Here is a 21,647-nt window from a genome sequence, read left to right on the forward strand (position 1 = left end):
GAGGCAAAACAATGACAGATTCTCAAACTGTGTTGCAGCCAGAATTAATCAATCGGCTCGATAGTAAAATTATGTACCTCGGACAATTACAGTCTGCTGTAATGAACCAACAGGTGCCCCAAGTATATGAATTACTTGACTCCAAAAAATTTAACGAGCAAATTCGCCAACGTCCTCATGCAGATTCTAATGCTCTACTCGCCCAAATGGTTACTGACATTCATGATAATCTGGCAATTTTCTTAGCACCTGAATTATTGAAATATTTAAAACAACAGTTTAGTTTTTTTGATTTTGTGGCTACCAGCGATGAACCATCAATTTATCAAGTGTATATTGGCACTTGGTGGGATCACCGCCAATTTGCAATCTTAGACGTGTTGTCGCTCACGTTAACAATTAATAAAAAAATAGTCAGTGAATGGCAAGAAACAATTAAATTGCCAACTGGTGCAAATATCAATGATATTCAAATTCGTGAAATAAAACAAATTACGAATGGCTTACAAACTTTTTTGGACGATGAAACTAAACGGAATTTAGAAGTGCAAGTTTTAAATGATCAGTTAGCTCAACTAAAAGAAAATAAATCTGGACTGCTAGGGCGTACTGATAAAAAGGCCCGGGAAGAATTAGAAAATAAACGTGATTTGTTGTTGGCCTCGCAGCAAAGAGTTCCTGAAGTAAAAGCTAAGTTAGCTGAACACGAATCCGAAATGCTTCAATTGGAAAAAGATGACGCTTTACGTCACCTAGAAATCGAAGAAATATTGTCACATTTTGATGACATTGACGCTTTCATTCAAAAAGTAGATCACCTTTATGTTGACTACTTGAAAACACTATTGCAGAAGAAATGATATGAATTTTGATACTTATAACTATTCACAACAATTGAAGAAAGACTTAGAAGTGTTTCAACGGTGGCAAGTGTTAATTGAAGCACTTTCTGAAGCCAATCAGACTGCTGAAATATTGGATATTACCAAAAAAATATTGGCTTTTGACGTTCATAAATCAGAAATTATGCGTGTAGCGAGTGAACACTGGTACCCCAATACACATTGGATTGCTGTGGCTTTCTCAAACTTAGCTAAAATGACCTCGCTATCGCATACGCAAGTCATTTTACCAAAGATGCAAAAAGTGGCTGAACTCCATTTTGAAGAATTTCCAAACGCGGCTTTCCAATTTACCAAGGCACCTTTAGCTGCAGGAGGTTATTATTTAGAAGAAATATCTCAAAATTTACGCGTTGCATACTGGGATATTGTAAATAAACGTTTTTACTTAGACACTGTGCATTTCATGAAGTTAGTGCAAACAGAAGCCATTCAAATCGCTGGTGTTGAGGCATTAACTATTTTTCAAAAGCGCTTGACAGCAATTAGCTATCTTCTAAAAGATAACGAGTATTCTATTGATATTGTCGGACTTGATATGACAGATACTCAAAATTTGATGATGCAGCAAAAGGATTTGTCAGCTGAAATACTTGATAGTTTGTTTGTTGAGGCGGCAAAGCAAAACTTTGTCTTAACGTTATTACAAAATGATAAAGACGGAGCGGTATTAAAAATAGGATCTGTATCATTAGAGATTATTCAGCACCGTGACCAACAAGAGCACGCGGTCTGGCAATATGATATCATTGATAATAATAAACGTGTTACAATTTATACACTGTTTCAACAATTACCTTTTTTTGCCAACTGGTATGAAAAATGGTTTAATGAAGTTGGTCTGAAGGACAAACGTGCAGTTTTTGTGGATTAAAGCCAAAACTGGCGTCGATTAGAAAGAGGAAACATTATGACAATATTGATTATAATTGCGATCGTTGTAATTATCGCTGTTGCTTGGGTTAGCATTTACAACTCGCTTGTAAAAACACGCATGCAAACAAAAGAATCTTGGAGCCAGATTGACGTTCAATTAAAGCGTCGTAATGATTTGATTCCAAATTTAGTGGAAACTGTTAAGGGGTACGCTAAGCATGAAAGCGGTACGTTAGAAGAAGTAACGAAACTTCGTCAAGAGGTGGAACGGGCCGCAACGCCGGCTGATAAGATGGTTGCCTCAAACCAATTGACTGGTGTTTTATCTGGATTCTTTGCCCGTGCTGAAGCATATCCTGATTTGAAAGCTAATACAAACTTTACAAAGTTGCAAGAAGAACTAACAAACACGGAAAACAAGATTGCCTATTCACGTCAGTTGTTTAATTCAACAACAGCACTTTACAATACGAAGTTACAACAATTTCCAAGTAATATTGTTGCGGGAATTCATCATTTTGAACCTAGTGAATTTTTGCAAGTCCCAGAAGCTGAGAAAGAAGTCCCTACGGTTAAGTTCTAATGTTGTACCAACAAATACAATCAAATAAACGGCGCACCATTGTATTATTATTTGTATTTTTTATTTTGGTAGCCTTAGTCGGAGCTGCAGTAGGTTACCTATTGCTTAATTCCTTAGAAACTGGCGTAGTTGCGGCCATAGTTATTGGTGCTATTTACACAATTATTATGGTTAGTAATTCAACTAATGTAGTCATGGCGATGAACCATGGTCACGAAATCAAAAATGCTGACCAAGCTCCAGAACTGTGGCACACAGTCGAGGACATGGCGATGGTTGCTCAAGTACCGATGCCACGGGTATTTATTATTGATGACGATAGTCCTAATGCTTTTGCTACCGGAAATAATCCTGAGCATTCGGCAGTTGCCGCCACTACTGGGCTACTGAAGATTATGAACCGAAGCGAGTTAGAGGGTGTTATAGCTCACGAAATGAGCCATGTGCGCAACTACGACATACGAATTTCAACTATTGCTTTAGCCTTAGCCGCTGCTATCACACTATTAACTAATATTGGTGGTAATTGGTGGTTTTGGGGCAGTGGTGATAGGCGACGGAATGATGATCGTAATGGTGGTGGTGGTTTACAAATACTGTTGTTAGTATTTTCGATTTTAATGATGGTTTTAGCACCGTTGGCTGCTGCAGCAATTCAAATGGCGATTTCACGTAACCGTGAATATCTTGCTGATGCTGGTAGTGCGGAGCTAACGAGAAACCCACAAGGATTGATTTCAGCATTACGAAAATTAGGTAACGCACAGCCGATGAAGGATGTGGATTCTTCATCAGCTGCATTGTATATTAGTAATCCTTTGAAGAACAAGGAGCGTTTGTTTGATACGCATCCACCAATTGAAGAACGTATTGATCGTTTAGAAAAAATGTAAAATGCGTAAAGGTTAATATAATTGAGCAAAACAAAAAGTCACGAACATATTCGTGACTTTTTTTGTTATGATAAAGAATGATGTAATTTGAATTTTGTGGAGTGTTGGGCGATGAAAAATATTAAAATTAACTGGCGAAAAGTACTACTTACGATACTCATCTTTTTTGCTAGTTCAGTTGTACAAGTAGTTGGATTAAACGCTTTTTTAATTCCTAATAATGTTTTCTCAGGTGGATTTAACGGTATTGCGCAGCTATTATCTTTGTTCTCCCAAAACTTTTTCCACGTTAGCATGCCTACTGGAACATTTATTATGATATTCAACATTCCAGTTGGAATTGTTGGTTGGAAAATGATTGGTGGCAAATTTACAATATTGAGCTTTGCTAATTCACTATTCGTATCTGCTGTTCAAATTATTGCGCCAACACAAGCCTTAACTACGAATCCGCTGTTAGCAGCCTTATTTGGTGGTTTATTAATTGGTGCTTCGATCGGATTAGCCATGAGATATGGTTTTTCAACAGGTGGCATGGATATTGTCGCGATGGTTGTTCAAAAGCGGACCGGAAAATCGATTGGTGCGCTGATGAACGTGATTAATTTCGGCGTTGTTGTTATTGCTGGTTCATTTATAGGCTGGCAAAATGCCTTATTCACAATCATTGGCATTTATGCAACCGGTCGTGTTGTTGATACGCTATATACTGGTTATCAGAAGTTGACGGCAATGATTGTGACCTCCAAAGGTGATGAAGTCGTTGCAGAGTTGCACAAAGACCTAATCCGAGGAATTACCATTTTACCATCGAAAGGCGCCTATACCAAACGTGATTCGACAACATTAATGATGGTTCTTTCCCGTTACGAATTATTTGAAATGCAAGAGGTCGTCCATCGTGCTGATCCAAAAGCGTTTATCAATTTAATGAACACAGTTAGTGTTTCAGGGGAGTTTCTTGATGCTGACCGTCAGCTGCAGATGAAGCGGGCGGTCGCTGTTCCAAAAGTTGAAACCGTCGAGGCGCAGATTGAAGCTGAACAACGGCTAGAAGAGCAACTTGAAAATTTAGACGATAAAAAGTAAAATATAGGAAATAGAAGGAGAATACTTATGCCAATAGTACAAGTCGAATTGCTTGAAGGTCGTACTCACGAACAACTTGCCAAAATGGTGAAAGACATTACCAATGTTATTGTTGAGGACGCAGGCGCATCACGAGAAGCCGTTCACGTTATTTTACGCGAAATGCCAAAAGACCATTATGCGGTTGGTGGTGTCTTAAAAAGTGATTAATAGTTTTATTACAAACGATTAAAAACGGGGTATTTTATTCACCCTGTTTTTTTGTAGAAATAAAATTTCAAGTTAGTAACAATAGTGCATTCCTTATGTTTTTTTAACAATTTCATGATAGAATTAAAATGTTAAGAAAAATTTAAACATTGAGAGTAAAAAATAACACTGATTGTGGTGTTTAGAGTGGAAAGGTAGGGAAATATGGAACGACTGGATAAAAAAGTAGTAGCTTCAGGACTGAGTTTATTAGGTCTAGTAGGCGTTGGCTCGGGTATCGCCCATGCTGATGATGTTAAAAGCACTGTCAACAAGGCTGTTAATTCTGTTGCCGAAGCTGCTGGACTAATTGATAACAAAACGGTTAATCTCACTCAAAAGAGTTTAACAATACCAAAAGATAAAGTAGCTCATATTGAGACACCAGCTGAGAAAAAAGTTTCCCAAAAAGCCACTACTAAATTAACATCATATAAAGTAAAGGCTGGAGATTCTCTTTGGTCGATTGCTCATAATCATAATTTGAATGTAGATGATCTCGTGAGTGAGAATAATAATTCTGATTTGATATCAGTAGGGCAAACATTAAACTTGCCAACTAGTGTTGGCGCCGATACACAAACAACAGTGGCTGATCAATCACCAACAGACATTAATAAAAGTACTGATTCCTACGCTGACTCGTTGCAAACTGCCGCTAGCGCACCTGTTTCAGAGGTGTCAGCAGCTGGTAACGTAGAATCAACGGAATCTTCAGTCACTTCTAGTACTTCCAGTCAAGATTCGTTGGCCTCGAGCTCAGCAGCTGAAAGCTCAGTATCTTCGACTCCATCAAGTGAAGAATCAACGTTGGCAAGCACCGCAGATTCTAGTGTGTCAAGTGGAGAATCAGCGCCATCAAGTTCAGTGACAGAGAGTTCGGCAGTCTCGAGCGGATCAGATGAAGAAACAAGTTCAGCGACGGAGGCCACCTCTTCAACAACGTCTAGCACGGCAGATGTAGCGTCAGAAACGCAAAACACATCAGGCAATACTAGTAGTTTGCAAAGTAGTGAGACAAGTGCTACAAGTGCTGCAAGTGACGCTACAGCTTATACGAGTTCTGCAGATTCAACTGCAACAGATGCTTCAGCCAACATCAATAGTTCTTACGGTGCAGCTGCTGTTTCAAGTTCCGAGTCGAGTGCTGGACAACAGTATAATCAGCTATCTTCAACTACGAACAGCAACGGTAATTTAGTCAATCTTTCTACTGGGGCTGTCAGTCAAATAGTAAATTCTAATACAACACAATCTACGTCTGGAAATTCTGCCGCAATTATTGCGCTAGCGCAACAATTGGTAGCACAAAATATTCCTTATGTTTGGGGTGGAGGAACGCCTTCAACTGGGTTTGATTGCTCTGGATTAGTGAGTTATGTTTTCAAAAATGCTGCCGGCATCTCATTACCACACTCGTCCGTTGAACAAGAAATGTACACTCAAAAGAAGTCGGTTTCTCAAGCTCAGCCAGGTGACTTACTATTTTGGGGTACGCCAGGCGCTTCATACCATGTAGCTATTTATATTGGCAATAATCAGTATATTGCCGCACCAAAGCCTGGATTGAATGTACGCGTTGAAACGATTTCACCGAACTTTTTGCCATCTTTCGCCGGTTCAATTAAGTGATTTGGTGCATCAAAGCAAGAGACTAATTGTAGTATGAGCACTAATCCATCAAGAGGGATAAGTGCTTTTTATTTTATTTTTAAATAAATAGTAACCATTACTTTTATGTGGTATAATTAATTCATGAGTTACTTTAAGTAAGCTCATTTTACTATTGTAATTACTGACAGTTACTACACATTTCTTCCATGATTAGATAATTGTAACTTACAATTTCATTTATCTGTTTGTCAGCATTGCATTATTTAAGCGCCGTAGCAGGTGCTTTTTCTTTTGAACAATCCTTGTTTTATTGACTATCGTTTTGGCTTGTAACCTGCTTTTAGAGAACTTATAATTAATAATATAGTTTGGTTGATCTTCAATGAGAAAACTTGAACTTTTGCGAAAGCCACTCACCCCCGTGTGGCTTTTTGTTTTGCACTTTTTGAGGTAAATGGACCCATTATTAGAATCAAAATAATTTACAAACATTATGTACTACGATATGATTGATTTGTAACATTGAATAGACCTCAAGGAGAACATGTAAGATGACAGTTGAAGAAAAATTTGATAATGCCAAGGACAAGATTGCTGGAAAAGCAAAGGAAGTTGAGGGGAAAGTTACTGGTGACAAACAACGGGAATTACAAGGTAAAACCCAAAACATTTTCGGTAAGGCAAAAGACGCTGTAACTGATATCAAGGATGCAGCAGAGGAAGCCGTTAAAGATACAATTGATGACTACAAGCAAGATAGCAAAAAAAATATTGATAAATAAATATATGAAGAAAAGAGCAACTGATTGTAAATAAAAAAAAATCAGGTGCTTTTTTTATAAGTTATTGAGTGTTTAATTAGTTGTAAATGACATATTTCTAGGAAAATTTTAAGTCAAGTCAGATGGTTTTTTCCTGCCTAACTAACGGTTGCTTTTTCTCATAAAAGCGGGTAATATGATAACAACAACTAAAGAAGTTATTTGCAGATATATCGTTGGAAAACGGCCAACAGTTTCTACCACGCCCCAAAAGTCGTGACTATCCGCAAATGTTTTTGACGATTCAAAAGCATTTGTGGATCTCTGTGTCCCAGATGCTTTTTTTGTGTTTAAAGATGATGGCGGATCCGTTAACAATTGTGTTAACAAAAAGGCCTGATTAAATTATATAAACTACCGGTGAAGTTCGTGTTAAAAACAAATTGCAATACATACTGGGGATGGGTTCAATTGCTTATTTGTTTATACGACAAAGGTAGAATGCATGTTTATTTTGGAGGATCTTATGCAGAAGTTTAGTTCAACAAACAAGTTTGTCCCAATGGGATTAACATTTGAAGACGTCAAGTTAGTTGGCGACTTACAGTCAACTGTGACACCTGAATCTGTTTCGGTGACCACAAGCTTAACACCTACTTTGAAGCTTAATATTCCATTACTATCAGCTGCGATGGATACAGTGACAGAAGCACGCTTTGCCACAGCTTTAGCTAAGTTAGGTGGCCTTGGTGTCATTCATAAAAATATGACAATTAGTGCACAGGCTGATGAAGTTCGCAAGGTTAAAACGGCAACGTTTGACTCAGCAGACTTTCCTAATTCGGCTGTTGATGCTGAAGGACATCTGCTTGTTGCTGGTGCCGTTGGTGTAACGAATGACACTGTAGATCGTGTGCAAGCTATGGTTGAAGCAGGAGCTGATGCAATTGTGCTGGATTCCGCACATGGACATTCTGAGGGCGTTCTCCGCAAGGTATCTGAGGTGAGGTCGACTTTCCCTAATTTAAATATTATTGCTGGTAATATTGCAACTCGAGAAGGTGCAGCTGCATTATACGATGCGGGCGCTGATGTTGTTAAAATTGGAATTGGTCCTGGATCAATTTGTACCACACGTGTGGTTGCTGGTATTGGTGTACCACAAGTTTCTGCTATTCGTGATGCCGCCCTTGAAGCGGCTGCACGTGGCAAGAAAATCATTGCTGATGGCGGTGTTAAAACATCATTAGATATTGTTAAAGCAATATCAGCTGGTGGGAATGCGGTTATGCTTGGATCAATGTTTTCTGGGACGGAAGAAACACCTGGTGAAGTGTTTGAGGACAATGGTCAAAAGTACAAAACATATCGAGGTATGGGTTCAATTGCTGCGATGGAAAATGGATCAAAGGATCGTTACTTCCAAGGTGAAGTGAACGAAGCTAAAAAGATGGTACCAGAAGGTATTGAAGCTCGTGTTACATATAAAGGCGATTTGACAACCATTTTAAATGCTATGTTAGTAGATATTCATAAAAAAATGGCACAATTAGGAGAAACGACGATTGATGACTTAGTTAATCATGAGCATATCGCACGTGATAGCGAAGTATTTGATTTCGAAGCAGCAACAGATAAGCAAAAGCCTGTTGTTGCTGCCCAATTCTAATTATCATTGCAAATAATAGTTCAATCATCTTTGGAGAAAATCATGCCTGAAAATACAGAGTTCATAGGTCTTGGCTACGATCAAGTTTTGTTAGTACCAGGAGCCTCAAATGTTTTACCATATAGTGTTACCTTGCGTACACAATTGTCAGAAAATTTTGAATTAAATATTCCGCTTGTTTCAGAGGCTTTTGGTCCGGAAACAGATACACGTGTTGTGCCAACCGCTTTGAATGGTGGGTTAGGTGTTGTTGCTGAGCAAGAAGATTTGTCAAAACAAGTAACCAGTTTGCAACAAGTTAAGGAAACAGTCGTTGATACTGACAAATATCCTAATGCTTTAGTTGATTCACAGAATCGTTTACGTGTAGCAGCTGAAGTATGGTTAGTGGCTGATGCAGAAACTCGTGTTGCTGCATTGGTTAATGCAGGAGCGGATGCTATATTCTTTTATTTGCATGAAGCGTTAGCTAAGAATACGCGTGATCTTATTAAGCAAATACGACAAGCATATCCAGATTTGTTCATTGCTGTTGGTGTCGTTGAAGATCAAAGCATTGCTGCTGCTTTATATGAAGCAGGAGCAGATACAATACTTGCAGGACGTTCCGTTGAATCATCACTACCAAACGACATTACATACCCATTCTTAACAGTCACAATGAATATTGCAGATGTGGCAGCTGCATATGACAACAAATCAGTCATTGCTGTTGGTGGTATTCATTATTCGGGTGACATTGTTAAAGCGATTGCAGCAGGGGCAGATGCGACAATGGTATCAGATCTGTTAAAAGGATCAGTACTGGAATCTGACGGTTCGTTTAAAGAAGGAGATATGTCAATTGATGATGCAATCTTCCAAACTGATGGTGGATTACGTGCCGGAATGGGTTACACGGGGTCACAAACAATTGAAAGCCTAAAATTGAATGCTAAGATTGTTCAAATAACAGATAACGGTTTGCGTGAATCACATCCACATGATGTTGAAATTACTAAACAAGCGCCTAACTACGCGAAAGGATAAGCAATGGTTGACAAACTTGATAAAGTCTTAGTTTTAGACTATGGAAGCCAATATAATCAATTAATCACACGACGTATACGTGAAATGGGTGTGTTTTCAGAACTTAAGTCACGTAATATGACTGCCGAAGAAATCAAGTCCTATAATCCCAAGGCCATCATCTTGTCTGGTGGTCCTAAGTCGGTTTATGAGGAAAATGCGTTTACCATTGATAGCGAAATATTCAATTTAGATATTCCAGTTTTAGGTGTATGCTACGGTATGCAACTAATGGCACAAGAATTAGGCGGTAAAGTTGAAGCTAATCCAGGCAATGGCGAATTTGGACAAACTGTCCTACAACAAACTGAGTCTGCTGGGCGATTATTAGCTGATACACCAGTATCACAAACTGTTTTGATGAGCCATTCAGATAATGTCATTGAATTACCTGAAGGATTTAAAGTGATTGGTGGCTCAGATAAAACACCAATTGCTGCTATTGCTAACGAAGAGCGTCGCTTGTATGGGGTTCAGTTCCACGCAGAAACGACCTTGTCAGAAAATGGTAAGCAAATTTTAACGAATTTTGTTAAAAATATTGCTAAAGCAGAATCTAACTGGGACATGAGTGGATTTATTGATGAACAAATTCAAAAAATTCGCGAAATTGTAGGGGATAAAAAGGTATTGCTTGGACTATCAGGTGGTGTTGATTCATCAGTTGTTGGTGTTTTGTTGCACCGCGCGATTGGTGACCAATTGACATCTATATTTGTAGATCATGGTTTGCTTCGTAAAAACGAAGCAGATCAGGTGATGACAATGTTAGGTGGTAAGTTTGGATTAAACATCATTAAAGTTGATGCCCAAGAACGTTTTTTGGATAAATTGGCCGGTGTTTCAGATCCTGAACAAAAGCGAAAGATTATTGGAAATGAGTTTATCCAAGTTTTCAATGATGAGGCTAAAAAGTTAGATGGCATTGAATTCTTAGCACAGGGTACGCTATATACTGATGTGATTGAATCTGGTACCGATACGGCACAAACTATCAAGTCACATCATAACGTTGGTGGCTTACCAGAGGATATGCAATTCCAGCTAATTGAGCCACTTAACACATTATTTAAGGATGAGGTTCGTGAATTAGGTGAAAAGTTGAATATGCCACACGAAATGGTCTGGCGTCAACCATTCCCTGGACCCGGATTAGGGATTCGTATCCTAGGAGACATCACTGAAGATAAGTTAGAAATCGTACGTGACTCTGATTGGATTTTGCGTGATGAAATCGCCAAAGCTGGTCTAGAAGGAGACATATGGCAATACTTTACGGTATTGACTGGTGTCCGTTCAGTTGGTGTCATGGGTGATTACCGTACTTACGATTACACGATAGCAATCCGTGCCATTACTTCTGTCGATGGTATGACAGCTGATTTTGCACGTATGCCATGGGAATTATTGCAAAAAATATCAGCTCGTATTGTCAATGAAGTTGGTCATATTAACCGCGTGGTGTATGATATTACGGCTAAGCCACCTGCAACAGTTGAATGGGAATAGAAGGCCAACATAATATGGATTGGGAATGCCTATAAATCAATATCTTTCAACTACTATAATGATTGATTTTCATTAAAAAAAGTTGGTTCCCTACTTTTTTCCTACGGAAAAGCACTGAGTATATTTATGCTCAGTGCTTTTTATTCAATTGTCATACAATAAAGTATTGTATTTGTTAAAATAGTTAAAAAAAGATTTCTTTATTTGATTTTTGTTGTATATTTATAATTGTTATTTAATAATTATATTGGTACTTAAATGCAAGTAATGTTAAATGGGATGAGAGGAATTTTATAAATGAAAATAGCAGAAGTTGAAATTTCTAATTTCAGAACTTTATATGAAGCCAAAATTAAATTTTATAATGTCACAAGTTTTGTAGGACCTAATGGGGTCGGAAAATCAACTGTCCTTTACGCTTTGGATTGGTTTTTCAATGGAGGAAGGTCCGGTATGCTTACACCTCAAGATGCTACATATGGACATGAACAAGAAAATATCGAAGTTAGAGTAACTTTTGATGATTTAAATGATAATGACCGTGTAGTACTTGGGAAATATGTTAATGCTGATGTTAATACTTTTACGGCATGGAAGATTCGGACATTTGCTGATGGTAATGAACGATTATCTGCTAATATAAAGGGCTATAACTTATTTACTGATTTAAAAGTACCAAATATTGCTGTTTCAGAGTTAAAAGAAAGATATAAAAATATTCAGTTGAAATATCCTGAACTTCAATTAAAAAATGCCACAACAAAGAAGAACATTTTAGATGAGTTAAATAGATGGGAATCTGATAATCCTGATAAATTGACAAACGTTCCAGAGGAGCTAACGACTAATTTCAATGGATTTAATAGTAATGATGCTCTTGCAAGTAGATTTAAATTTACCTTGGTTAGAGCTGATTTAAGGGCCAATGAGGAAGCTTCGGATTCTAGAAATAGTCTGCTGAGTGAAATTATTGAAAGAGCAGTAGACCGTAAATCAGCAGATGACAGATTAATAAATGAATTTAAAACGATTCAACAAAATGAAAAAAATATATATGAAGATGTCTTTGGTGAACCTTTAAAAAAATTAACTTCCAAATTTAACAAGGTTGTTAGAGGATATAATACTAATCGAAGTGTAGAAATTCAACCCAATATTCAAGAAATAAATCCTCCCAAAACAACCTTTACCATTAAAGTTAATGATGGAGAGAATCAAACTCCAGTTACAAAACAAGGGCATGGTTTTCAGAGAACTGTGTTAATTTCAGCATTACAACTCTTGTCTGAAAAAGATGATGAAAATGAGAATGATAATGGCGTACTTTGTCTGGCAATTGAAGAACCTGAGTTATTTCAGCATCCTATTCAAGCACAAGTTTTTGCATCTGTACTTCGAAAATTAGCAGATAAACCTTCGAATGATGTTCAGGTGACATATGCAACGCATTCACCATACTTTTTGGAAGAAAAGCATTTTGAGCAAATATACAGGCTTATTCGTCATAGTAATGGAACTTCCTATTCTACTAAAATATTTCATGCAAGTATGAGTGAAGTAATTGACGACCTAGAAAGATATTCTGTTCAAGACCGTCAGAAAAAGAAGGAATATTTGGAAAAGCTATATTCAAATGATCTTCCAATAGGCATATATGCTAATGAAGTCATTTTGGTTGAAGGGAGTACCGATAAAGCAATTATAGAAAGTATTTCCGAAAAGATGGTAAATGTCTCGCTTGCACAAAAAGGTATAGTAATTATTAGTTGTGGTTCTAAATCTAAAATCCCCCAATATTATGCAATTTTAAAAGGACTTGGTATACCAACAAGCGTAGTTTTTGACAATGATTCTGGATGGGGCGAGAGGTCGGATAAGACTGGTGAAGCCAGGGGAAAAGTACAGCAGGCTCATATTAGTGAAAATAATAAAATTGTGCGCTTTCTAGGGTTAGAGAACACTCTGGAGAACAATGATTTTCCAGATGCGGGAACACATCAGCAAACATTCATTGTTGATGATACTCTTGAGCCTTATTTGGAAAAAAATTGGAAAGGCTGGGCAGAAGCTTATGAACATGCTGTCTCGGAACTAAATCCTTCATCTAAAAAAAATGCTGAGCTATATACTCAGACAATTAGGGCTCTTTCAATTGAGAATTGCCCAGCATCTTTGTCTTCATTTTTAGAAACTGTGAACGAAAATTGTTGAATCAATATTACCTCTAATTATCAGGTGCAAAGAAGTAAATATAAAAAGACTACAATTAATTGGATTATAGTCTTTTTAGTTTTTGCTGATTATTCGATTTGCAGTTTCCAACGTGGAAATGAATTGCAGAATACTATTTCTTTGTTCATCTGTTAAACCACCTATTTCAAATGTTAGGTTGTCTGAAAGTCCTAAAAGGTAATCAGAAGAAACAACTAAAACTTCACAAAGCTTAACAACTGTTTCAATAGATGGATAAGAGGATGCTTGTTCATAAGCTGATATAGTACCTTTACTTACGTCTAGACGTGCTGAAAGTCCCAACTGTGTCATATTTTTTATTTTTCGAGCGGCTTTTAATCTTTCACCAAAAACATCTATTTTCATAATTATTTTACCTTTTGTTCAGGATAACAAATTTAAATACTTATAATAACTGTACAAAGTACATGCAATATTGACACTAGAGTTTGATTTATGTGGTAAATTCAGAAACATTAAAAAATTACGTTTAAAACGGAATATTCATGATGTTTAATTTAATTAAGATGGGGTAAATAATGGAAAAAATAGACATTCCAGGCAAATGGAATTTATATGAATATACAGGCTTACCGGATTTCTTTCATTGGGAATAATCTCCGAAAAAAATAAACCTCAAATGAGGTTTATTTTTTTCGACAAATTATCTGTCTTTATTTAATTAATATGTACGTCCAGAAGGACTTTTTATTTCAAGAAATTATTGCGGTTTTCCCAAAGATATGAAATCGCTAAAATAAGCAAGCCTAAGTTAGAGGCAATAATAGCAAAAGTTGGTTGGCTCATAATCCAACTAATCAAAGACGCAAACATAAGTATGAGTGAAATCATTAAAACAAAAACTGACACTTTTTTCATAAAATATTCTCCCTAATTTTGATCGTGATTGCTTGAAATTAAATGCAAAACATAAGGCACGACTACTACCGTTCATGTTATCACAGCAATTATCTTTATTCAAATAGACCGCTTATCAAACAAAGTGTAACGTTTGGCTCAATGTGACTATTTTTATAGTGATGGAATAAATATGAAACACAAATAAATGAGCACAATAATTTGCACTACAATCCCTACAACAGCTGTGATGATCATATAACGATTATGAAGGATTAGTCCAGCGATTAACAGTGCAGTTAATAGAAGGGTCAGAACAAATAACAATGAAAAGGGCACTATCATATTCTCCGATGTTTTTGCTACTGCTATTTTATCACAGATGGCCTGAGAAAAATCCAACGGAATATCGACTTTTATACAGTTATTGCGTCTGAAATAGCAAAAAGACTGCAATAAGAATATTGGTCAAACAAATAGATTATAGATAATTTATGTGAACATAAAGAAACGAAAAAAACAAAACAGTATTGTTTGAATAACAATACCAAAAGAGGTGATAATGATTGTTCCGCGGCTGCGAATTATAATTCCGACGAATAAAAAAGTAATTAAACAGAGTGTTACGAATAAAATAAAAGTGTAAAGAAAAATAATTGTCATGATGACTCCTTAATGAGCTTAGTAAAAATTATATCAAATTCTGGAAAAGGCGTACACACTCGATTTTGAGAATAAATATTGACATAGACAAACCACCCACAGAAACGAGTGGATGGCATGTGACATTATTATGTAATTTGAATATTTAACGAGGATTAACTATAAATTAAATGACTAATTGTTTTCTCTATGATGGAAGATCAGCTGTTAAATATACAATGTAACTTTACTGTAAGTTGTTTACAAGCGCTTACATTTAAGTTATACTATATATGTAACATCAAATAAAGTTCAAGGAGGACATTATATGTCAGTTGAAGATAAGTTTGATAATGCTCAGGACAAGGTTGCTGGTAAAGCAAAAGAAGTTGAAGGCAAAGTTACCGGTGACAAGAGTCGCGAAGCACAAGGTAAAGCACAGGGACTTTTTGGTAAGGCGAAAGACAAGTTATCTGATGCTGCCGAAGCCGTTAAGGATTCTGCTGAAGATGCAGTTGATGCCGTCAAAGATGGCGTGGAAAAGTTGAAAAAATAATAAGTAAAACCGTCCGACTAACTCTTTAGTTGGACGGTTTTTGAATGACTTGCAACACACAAGCATTGACATTGCTTAACCTAATTATGGTTAAGTTCTTTTTTATGGTAAAATAAAAAATATATATTTTACAGAAAATATTGAGAGTTGCGATGACAATTAATTATCCAGTCGGTACTCATCACGGTAAGACGTTAAAAAATAACACATTGCGTACCGGTAAAACAACTAAAAAGGTATTATTTGGTAAGCGAGGTATGGGTTTGGAAGATGAAATTAATCTTGCAAATGACTATTATCTTGCTAATCGTTTGGCAGTAGTTCATAAAAAGCCTACACCAATAACCATAGTAAAAGTTGACTATCCTGCTCGCTCTGCTGCCAAAATTACAGAAGCTTATTTTAAACAAGCCTCTACAACTGATTATAATGGTGTTTATCAAGGAAAGTATATTGACTTTGATGCAAAGGAAACAAAAAATAAAACGTCATTCCCTTTGAAAAATTTCCATGAACATCAAATTTCTCATTTAGCAAGTATTTTGTCCCAAGGTGGTATCGGGTTTGTTATCATCAAATTTACGAGTTTAAATGAGAATTATGTCTATCCTGCTAGCGAATTAATACAACAGTGGCAACATTTGAATGGCAAACAGTCGATTTCTTATCAAGAAATAGTTGATAAGAGTTTTGTTGTGCCTGAAAGTTTAAATCCGAGTTTGGATTATCTCACAGCTGTGGATAAAATGCTTGAAGCATTACATTAAATTTTAGGAGTTTTCAATAGTATGGCAAATGACAAAGCGAATCAATGGTCGCGTGTAAATCGTAATCATAAGATGTACGACCAATACCCTGCACAAGAACCACCACGTCCGCCAAAACCAAATGGTCCAAAGGGTAGTGGGCCCAGAAAACCAAGAAAAACTAAAAAGAAGCGTCGTTGGATATTAGCCATATTCTTATGGTTATTTACTCTTGGTGTGATTGCTGGGCTTGCGGGAACAGCCTTGTTCTTCACTTATGCGAATGATGCACCCAATATTACAGAGTCGGATTTAGCTTCGGAAAACTCTACACAGCTCTTAGATTCTAAGGGGAACGTCTTTTGGAGCATGGCCACTCAAGATCGTGATTATGCTAATTCCAATGAAATTCCCAAACAATTAAAGCAAGCTGTTGTTTCTATTGAAGATCGACGTTTTTACAAACATCATGGTGTAGACCCAATACGTATTGCCGGAGCTGCAATTTCCAATATTAAGGGTTCTTCTCTGGGGATGCAGGGCGGATCTACTCTGACGCAACAATTAGTTAAATTGTCCGTCTTTAGTACATCAACGGCTGACCAAACATTTAAACGTAAGGCGCAAGAAGCATGGTTAGCCTTACGTGTGGAGAAGAATTTTACTAAAAATCAAATTTTGACGTTTTATATGAACAAAGTGTACATGGGACACGGCGTTTACGGAATGAAAACAGCTTCAGAATATTTTTATGGTAAAGCGTTAACTGATCTTTCTTTGCCACAATTGGCTTTGCTTGCTGGCATGCCACAATCACCAACTTATTATGATCCCTACTTAAAGGACACTACGGCTGCAAAAGAGCGTCGTGACACAGTTTTGAAAGCTATGGTTACTTATGGTGCGATTACGTCAAAGCAAGCGACAGAAGCAATGAAAGTGCCTGTCAGCGATGGCTTACAAGATTTAAATGCCAAAACAGAGGCGGCTAATAGCACTCGTCAAGTTGCTGATGGGTACGCTTTATCAGTAATAACGGAAGCTAAAAAGCTAGGTTATGATACAACAAAAGCCGGTTTGAAAATCTATACTAATATGGATTCTAATTTACAACAATCCCTTTATGATAATGCCAATGATGGTTCTGTTACTTTTTCTAGTGATGACTTACAAATTGGTGCAACAATGACAGATCCAAATAATGGTCACGTTATAGCCCAAATTGGCGGACGTAATGTTAATACCTTGCAGGCACTTAACCGAGCAACCGGCAAGAACCGTTCATCTGGTTCATCAATTAAACCATTACTAGATTATGGGCCAGCAATTGAATACCTTAACTGGCCAACTTATCGAACAGTTGAAGATAAAAAATACAAATATAACGGTACAAACATAAGTGTTTACAACTGGGATAAAAAATACATGGGAAACATTACCATGCGTACGGCCTTAACGCAATCGCGAAATATTCCTGCAATCAGAACCTTAGAAGAGGTTGGTGGTTCAAATGCCGAGAAGTTTGTTAATGGACTAGGCATTACGACGAACTCAACACCGGGTGGTTCAATGGCCATTGGAATCGATGTTTCAACCGAACAGGAGGCAGCAGCGTTTGGTGCTGTTGCTAATGGTGGTGTCTATTACAAGCCAACTTATATTTCTAAAATTGTCACTGCAGATGGCACAACCCATAGCTACACATCAAGTGGCACACGTGCTATGAAGACCAGTACAGCCTTCATGTTAACTGATATGATGAAGGGTGTTATCAAGCCTAATGCAACCGCAGCAGATGCCGCAATTTCTGGGTTATATCAGGCTGGTAAGTCAGGGCTAGTAGCCTATGATGATAATGCTGGGATGCCTGATAAAGCGATATCGGATGCTTGGTTTACCGGCTATACAAAATCGTATACGCTCTCTGTATGGACTGGATTTGATGTTCCTAGTAAAAATTACATTCCTTGGACAGAGCAAGATTTACCGGCGCAGTATTATGCCAAAGTGATGGCTTATGCTATGCAAAATAAGTCAAATACCGATTGGACCGCACCAGATACAGTTACTGCTAAAGTGAAGGGAAATATCGTTGAATATGAAGTCAAAGATGCTTCTTGGAGTAACGGTGGACTGCCGAGTGTGAATTCCATTGCGCAATCTGGGGAAACCCCATCTGAAGCAGGAATTAGTGCAAACTCTGCTTCAACTGGGTCTACAACTGGCAACAATTAATTTAGAGTTTCTCGGTCTTGCTTTCATAGCAAGACCTTTTCTTATAGAGGAGAATATTATGCGACTTTGGGTAACGGGTTACCGAAGTTATGAATTAGGAACATTCGGTGACAAAGATCCTAAAATTAAAGTTATCAAGTATGCATTACATCAAACGCTAAAAGAACAAGTTGATAATGGATTGGAATGGGTTATCACAGGTGCCCAGCTAGGCATTGAGCAATGGACAATTGAAGTTGTTGCTGATATGAAGAAAGACTATCCGCAACTTAAATTGGCTGTAATGTTGCCTTTTAAACAGTTTGGCAGTCAATGGAGTGAGGATAATCAAGCTAAATTGCAGAAATTGATTGCACAGAGCGATTTTTCTGAGAGCGTATCGACTAAACCCTTTCAATCGCCTATTCAACTAAAAAATTACCAGAAATTCATGTTAGCGCACACAGATGGTGCACTGTTCTTTTATGATACGGAATTTGAAGGGAAGACAATATTTGATTTTCAAGTTGTGACAAAGTATCAAACGCAAACGCCGTATCCTCTTGTCCAAGTGGACATGTATCAGTTACAAGAGTATGCTTCGGAGCTTGAAGAAAAAATGAATGAAAACCGTTACGATTATTAGTATTAAAAATGCCTTGTAATTCATTAGAATTATTGGTAACATAGGATAAGTAAAAAAATAATCGAGGTATAGCTTGTGGAACAAGTAAAATACACGCAAAAAGACATTTTGGAACGCGTCTTTAAGCAAAAACGTATGGGGGTCGGTTACGATCCTGCTGATGTTGACAGCTTTCTAGATGATATTATTAAAGACTATGGTGCATTTGGTAGCCGAGTTGAACAACTAAAAAGTGAAGTGGCTCGTTTACAAGTCGCTTTGAAAGATGCCCAAGATCAACTAGTTGCTGTTAAACAGCAACAAAGTGTTGCACCGCAACAACCAGTTCAAACTGCTTCTCAACCTCAACCAGTTGAGGATCAAAGACAAGCAGCAGTCGCACAGCAAGCGGCAGTAACTAACTTAGATTTGATTAAGCGTGTTGCTAATTTGGAGCGTGTGGTGTTTGGTCGCGATCATAATAGTGCTGAATAAATAAAAAGATAATAATTTTTGCAAGTATCGGGTAATTGCGCGTTATATTTCTAACGTGAGGAAGGTCCATGCTCGTACACTCTGAGATGGGTGTAGTGTTTGTGCTGGGATAAAAAATAAACCCAGGAACAGTGATGTTACGGCAGTCGAAAGGGCTAAGGCTTAGGCTATGTCTGAATAGGCTCGAAGGTGCCATAGAAACGTATATGCTAGTGAAAGCTAGTATTTGAGACGAGGTAAACCCCACAAACGGGCAACCCAAACTTTTGGTAGGGGCGGCTGGCCTAGTGAAATGAAGCGATGGTCGGTATGGTTCGTTTGAACGAACTTAGATAGATGATTACCGAAGGTGTAATGTTACCTGCATTACACTGGAACAAAACATGGCCTATAGATACTTGTAACAGGTAGACTCGCTTCGGCGAGTTTTTTTGTATAAAAAATTTAGTTATTCAATATATTTTGTATATCTACGTTTTTTTATTGTATAAAAATTCAAATCAAGGTAAAATTAGTAATGTTGTTTCACATGAGGAGAAATTAAATGAATAGTATATTAAAAAAAATATCAATCGTGATAATGACGATTACAATGTTACTGCCATTGTTAGCAGTTTTGCCAACTCATGCTGATGCTGCGACTACGGATCCGGCCCTAACTAAAATCAAGAAAAAGGGTACGTTAGTAATTGGTCTGTCAGCAGATTATGCACCATTTGAGTTCCATGCTACGGTCAACGGACGTGACCAAATTGTTGGTTTTGATGTTGAGATGGCTAAAAAAATTGCTAAGGATCTTGGTGTTAAGCCTGTTATTAAGGAAATGGGATTTGATGGTTTAATCGGTGCCTTGCAAACTGGTAAAATTGATGTCATTATTTCGGGTATCAATGCCACACCAGAACGAGAAAAGGTAGTTGATTTTTCAAATTCATATATGAAGCCTTTGCAGACTGTAATGGTTTTGAAAAAAGATGCCTCTAAATATAGTGGCAACCTAAACTCTTTTTCTGGTAAGAAAATTGGTGTACAAAAACAAACTACCCAAGAAACTTATGCTCAAGAAAGTATGAGTGGATCAACAATAGTCAGTCTTCAAAAAGTTCCTGATTTGGTTGCACAATTATCCACTGGTAAAATTGCTGGAATCGTGCTTAATGAACCAATATCTAAGGCTTACACACAACAAAATAAAGCCTTTAAAATTATTTACCCAAAGCCTTCTTCTGGAGAAGGAGCAGTTTCAATCGCAATGCCTAAAAATTCTCCAGTCCTAAAAGCCAAAATTAACAAGTCACTTGGTAACATCATTAAATCAGGTGAATTGGAAGCTTATCAAAAAAGAGCTAATAAGCTAATGTTTGCCGATCAAAGCTTCTGGGCTAAGTATGGTAATTTGTTTGTTAAGGGAACATTGTTGACGCTTGCCTTAGCTGCAGTGGCGGTAGTTTTGGGTATTGTGCTTGGAACAGTCTTTGCCTTATTCAAGTTGTCTCCCAACGCCATTTTAAGAATTATTGGTAATGTTTATGTTGAGTATGTCCGTGGCACACCGTTGCTAGTACAAGCGTTTATGGTGTTTTTCGGTACGCAAGTAATTGGCTTGAATTTATCAGCTTTTGCTGCTGGTGCTCTTGCAATGGGACTTAATTCAGCTGCTTATGTTGCTGAAATCATTCGTTCAGGAATCAACTCTGTTGACTTTGGACAAACGGAGGCTTCGCGCTCACTTGGCTTGTCAAAAGGCAAGACAATGCGATATGTCATATTACCACAAGCGGTAAAAAACATTTTACCTGCTCTAGGTAATGAATTTGTGACAATTATCAAAGAAGGTTCGGTTGTTTCTGTTATTGGTGTTGGTGAATTGATGTTCCAAACTGGTGTCGTTCAAGGAGCTAGTTTCAAACCATTTTTCCCATTAGTTATTGCATCACTGATTTACTTCGTTTTGACGTTTGGAATTAGTCGCTCATTGGGTTACGCCGAAAAACGTATGAATCGTAGTTCACGATAAGTTATTTTAATGCAAATAAAAAAGGACGCATCTGTCAATGATGCATCCT

General features: G+C 37.4%; 20 protein-coding genes, 1 other RNA gene and 1 riboswitch. Of the genes, 19 read left to right on the plus strand and 2 right to left on the minus strand.

Annotated features, from left to right (window positions below; genetic code table 11):
* Positions 1–11: 11 nt before the first annotated feature.
* From RHP56_RS03145 to RHP56_RS03200, 12 genes are all read left to right on the plus strand, one after another.
* A complete protein-coding gene (locus RHP56_RS03145; protein ID WP_011679447.1) occupies positions 12–860 on the plus strand; it encodes a hypothetical protein in 849 nt (282 codons plus the stop codon).
* 1 nt (position 861) lies between these two features.
* Positions 862–1,776, plus strand: coding sequence for a hypothetical protein (locus RHP56_RS03150; protein WP_014324454.1), 915 nt, complete (start codon positions 862–864; stop codon positions 1,774–1,776).
* 36 nt (positions 1,777–1,812) lie between these two features.
* Positions 1,813–2,361 carry a LemA family protein gene (locus RHP56_RS03155; protein ID WP_011679449.1) on the plus strand — a complete coding sequence of 183 codons (549 nt, stop codon included), beginning with the start codon at positions 1,813–1,815 and terminating at the stop codon, positions 2,359–2,361.
* On the plus strand, positions 2,361–3,254 hold the full coding sequence (gene htpX / locus RHP56_RS03160; protein ID WP_011679450.1) for a zinc metalloprotease HtpX: 894 nt from the start codon (positions 2,361–2,363) through the stop codon (positions 3,252–3,254). The genes RHP56_RS03155 and htpX overlap by 1 nt, the downstream gene beginning before the upstream one ends.
* Before the next feature lie 111 nt (positions 3,255–3,365).
* Positions 3,366–4,343, plus strand: a complete 978-nt coding sequence (locus RHP56_RS03165) for a YitT family protein (protein WP_011679451.1) — start codon at positions 3,366–3,368, stop codon at positions 4,341–4,343.
* 27 nt (positions 4,344–4,370) lie between these two features.
* Positions 4,371–4,553, plus strand: a complete 183-nt coding sequence (locus RHP56_RS03170; RefSeq protein ID WP_102753530.1) for a 2-hydroxymuconate tautomerase — start codon at positions 4,371–4,373, stop codon at positions 4,551–4,553.
* A gap of 204 nt (positions 4,554–4,757) precedes the next feature.
* Entirely contained in the window at positions 4,758–6,224 is a 1,467-nt protein-coding gene (locus tag RHP56_RS03175) for an NlpC/P60 family protein (protein ID WP_102753531.1), read from the plus strand.
* Positions 6,225–6,757: 533 nt separating this feature from the next.
* Positions 6,758–6,988, plus strand: coding sequence for a CsbD family protein (locus tag RHP56_RS03180; RefSeq protein ID WP_011679453.1), 231 nt, complete (start codon positions 6,758–6,760; stop codon positions 6,986–6,988).
* Positions 6,989–7,173: 185 nt separating this feature from the next.
* A riboswitch (purine riboswitch) is annotated at positions 7,174–7,270 on the plus strand.
* 223 nt (positions 7,271–7,493) lie between these two features.
* Positions 7,494–8,636, plus strand: coding sequence for an IMP dehydrogenase (gene guaB / locus RHP56_RS03185; protein ID WP_102753532.1), 1,143 nt, complete (start codon positions 7,494–7,496; stop codon positions 8,634–8,636).
* Between the two features lie 42 nt (positions 8,637–8,678).
* On the plus strand, positions 8,679–9,665 hold the full coding sequence (locus RHP56_RS03190; protein WP_102753533.1) for an IMP dehydrogenase: 987 nt from the start codon (positions 8,679–8,681) through the stop codon (positions 9,663–9,665).
* Positions 9,666–9,668: 3 nt separating this feature from the next.
* Positions 9,669–11,213, plus strand: coding sequence for a glutamine-hydrolyzing GMP synthase (gene guaA, locus RHP56_RS03195; protein WP_096639000.1), 1,545 nt, complete (start codon positions 9,669–9,671; stop codon positions 11,211–11,213).
* Positions 11,214–11,510: 297 nt separating this feature from the next.
* Positions 11,511–13,424, plus strand: coding sequence for an ATP-dependent nuclease (locus tag RHP56_RS03200; protein ID WP_258984506.1), 1,914 nt, complete (start codon positions 11,511–11,513; stop codon positions 13,422–13,424).
* A 75-nt stretch (positions 13,425–13,499) separates the two neighbouring features.
* Here RHP56_RS03200 and RHP56_RS03205 read toward each other — a convergent pair whose 3' ends face one another.
* Positions 13,500–13,811, minus strand: a complete 312-nt coding sequence (locus RHP56_RS03205) for a helix-turn-helix domain-containing protein (RefSeq protein WP_102753832.1) — start codon at positions 13,809–13,811, stop codon at positions 13,500–13,502.
* Positions 13,812–14,153: 342 nt separating this feature from the next.
* Entirely contained in the window at positions 14,154–14,324 is a 171-nt protein-coding gene (locus RHP56_RS03210) for a hypothetical protein (protein WP_011679456.1), read from the minus strand.
* 949 nt (positions 14,325–15,273) lie between these two features.
* On the opposite strand from RHP56_RS03210, the gene RHP56_RS03215 reads away from it, so the two are divergent.
* The 7 genes from RHP56_RS03215 to RHP56_RS03245 all read left to right on the plus strand — a co-directional run bounded on the left by RHP56_RS03215 (position 15,274) and on the right by RHP56_RS03245 (position 21,598).
* The gene (locus tag RHP56_RS03215) at positions 15,274–15,501 is read left to right on the plus strand and encodes a CsbD family protein (RefSeq protein WP_004164379.1); all 228 of its coding nucleotides are present in this window, start codon (positions 15,274–15,276) and stop codon (positions 15,499–15,501) included.
* A gap of 152 nt (positions 15,502–15,653) precedes the next feature.
* Positions 15,654–16,268, plus strand: coding sequence for a Holliday junction resolvase RecU (gene recU / locus RHP56_RS03220; protein ID WP_011679457.1), 615 nt, complete (start codon positions 15,654–15,656; stop codon positions 16,266–16,268).
* 21 nt (positions 16,269–16,289) lie between these two features.
* On the plus strand, positions 16,290–18,482 hold the full coding sequence (locus RHP56_RS03225) for a transglycosylase domain-containing protein (protein WP_102753446.1): 2,193 nt from the start codon (positions 16,290–16,292) through the stop codon (positions 18,480–18,482).
* A gap of 58 nt (positions 18,483–18,540) precedes the next feature.
* On the plus strand, positions 18,541–19,107 hold the full coding sequence (locus RHP56_RS03230) for an SLOG family protein (protein WP_011679459.1): 567 nt from the start codon (positions 18,541–18,543) through the stop codon (positions 19,105–19,107).
* Positions 19,108–19,182: 75 nt separating this feature from the next.
* Positions 19,183–19,581, plus strand: coding sequence for a DivIVA domain-containing protein (locus RHP56_RS03235; RefSeq protein ID WP_004164370.1), 399 nt, complete (start codon positions 19,183–19,185; stop codon positions 19,579–19,581).
* Positions 19,582–19,604: 23 nt separating this feature from the next.
* An RNA gene (gene rnpB, locus RHP56_RS03240) (RNase P RNA component class B) lies at positions 19,605–19,977 on the plus strand.
* A 148-nt stretch (positions 19,978–20,125) separates the two neighbouring features.
* Complete coding sequence (locus RHP56_RS03245) at positions 20,126–21,598, plus strand: ABC transporter substrate-binding protein/permease (protein WP_011679460.1); 1,473 nt, start codon at positions 20,126–20,128, stop codon at positions 21,596–21,598.
* The last annotated feature ends 49 nt before the right edge of the window (positions 21,599–21,647 follow it).

The organism is Leuconostoc sp. C5, assembly GCF_056530425.1.

Bases quoted from the DNA above. Each gene is read 5' to 3' on its own strand.
- guaA (WP_096639000.1), top strand. From the start codon at position 9,669: ATGGTTGACAAACTTGATAAAGTCTTAGTTTTAGACTATGGAAGCCAA.
- RHP56_RS03245 (WP_011679460.1), top strand. From the start codon at position 20,126: ATGAATAGTATATTAAAAAAAATATCAATCGTGATAATGACGATTACA.
- RHP56_RS03210 (WP_011679456.1), bottom strand. From the start codon at position 14,324: ATGAAAAAAGTGTCAGTTTTTGTTTTAATGATTTCACTCATACTTATG.
- guaB (WP_102753532.1), top strand. From the start codon at position 7,494: ATGCAGAAGTTTAGTTCAACAAACAAGTTTGTCCCAATGGGATTAACA.
- htpX (WP_011679450.1), top strand. From the start codon at position 2,361: ATGTTGTACCAACAAATACAATCAAATAAACGGCGCACCATTGTATTA.
- RHP56_RS03225 (WP_102753446.1), top strand. From the start codon at position 16,290: ATGGCAAATGACAAAGCGAATCAATGGTCGCGTGTAAATCGTAATCAT.
- RHP56_RS03200 (WP_258984506.1), top strand. From the start codon at position 11,511: ATGAAAATAGCAGAAGTTGAAATTTCTAATTTCAGAACTTTATATGAA.
- RHP56_RS03230 (WP_011679459.1), top strand. From the start codon at position 18,541: ATGCGACTTTGGGTAACGGGTTACCGAAGTTATGAATTAGGAACATTC.
- RHP56_RS03170 (WP_102753530.1), top strand. From the start codon at position 4,371: ATGCCAATAGTACAAGTCGAATTGCTTGAAGGTCGTACTCACGAACAA.
- RHP56_RS03165 (WP_011679451.1), top strand. From the start codon at position 3,366: ATGAAAAATATTAAAATTAACTGGCGAAAAGTACTACTTACGATACTC.
- RHP56_RS03145 (WP_011679447.1), top strand. From the start codon at position 12: ATGACAGATTCTCAAACTGTGTTGCAGCCAGAATTAATCAATCGGCTC.
- RHP56_RS03175 (WP_102753531.1), top strand. From the start codon at position 4,758: ATGGAACGACTGGATAAAAAAGTAGTAGCTTCAGGACTGAGTTTATTA.
- recU (WP_011679457.1), top strand. From the start codon at position 15,654: ATGACAATTAATTATCCAGTCGGTACTCATCACGGTAAGACGTTAAAA.
- RHP56_RS03155 (WP_011679449.1), top strand. From the start codon at position 1,813: ATGACAATATTGATTATAATTGCGATCGTTGTAATTATCGCTGTTGCT.
- RHP56_RS03150 (WP_014324454.1), top strand. From the start codon at position 862: ATGAATTTTGATACTTATAACTATTCACAACAATTGAAGAAAGACTTA.
- RHP56_RS03190 (WP_102753533.1), top strand. From the start codon at position 8,679: ATGCCTGAAAATACAGAGTTCATAGGTCTTGGCTACGATCAAGTTTTG.
- RHP56_RS03180 (WP_011679453.1), top strand. From the start codon at position 6,758: ATGACAGTTGAAGAAAAATTTGATAATGCCAAGGACAAGATTGCTGGA.
- RHP56_RS03215 (WP_004164379.1), top strand. From the start codon at position 15,274: ATGTCAGTTGAAGATAAGTTTGATAATGCTCAGGACAAGGTTGCTGGT.
- RHP56_RS03205 (WP_102753832.1), bottom strand. From the start codon at position 13,811: ATGAAAATAGATGTTTTTGGTGAAAGATTAAAAGCCGCTCGAAAAATA.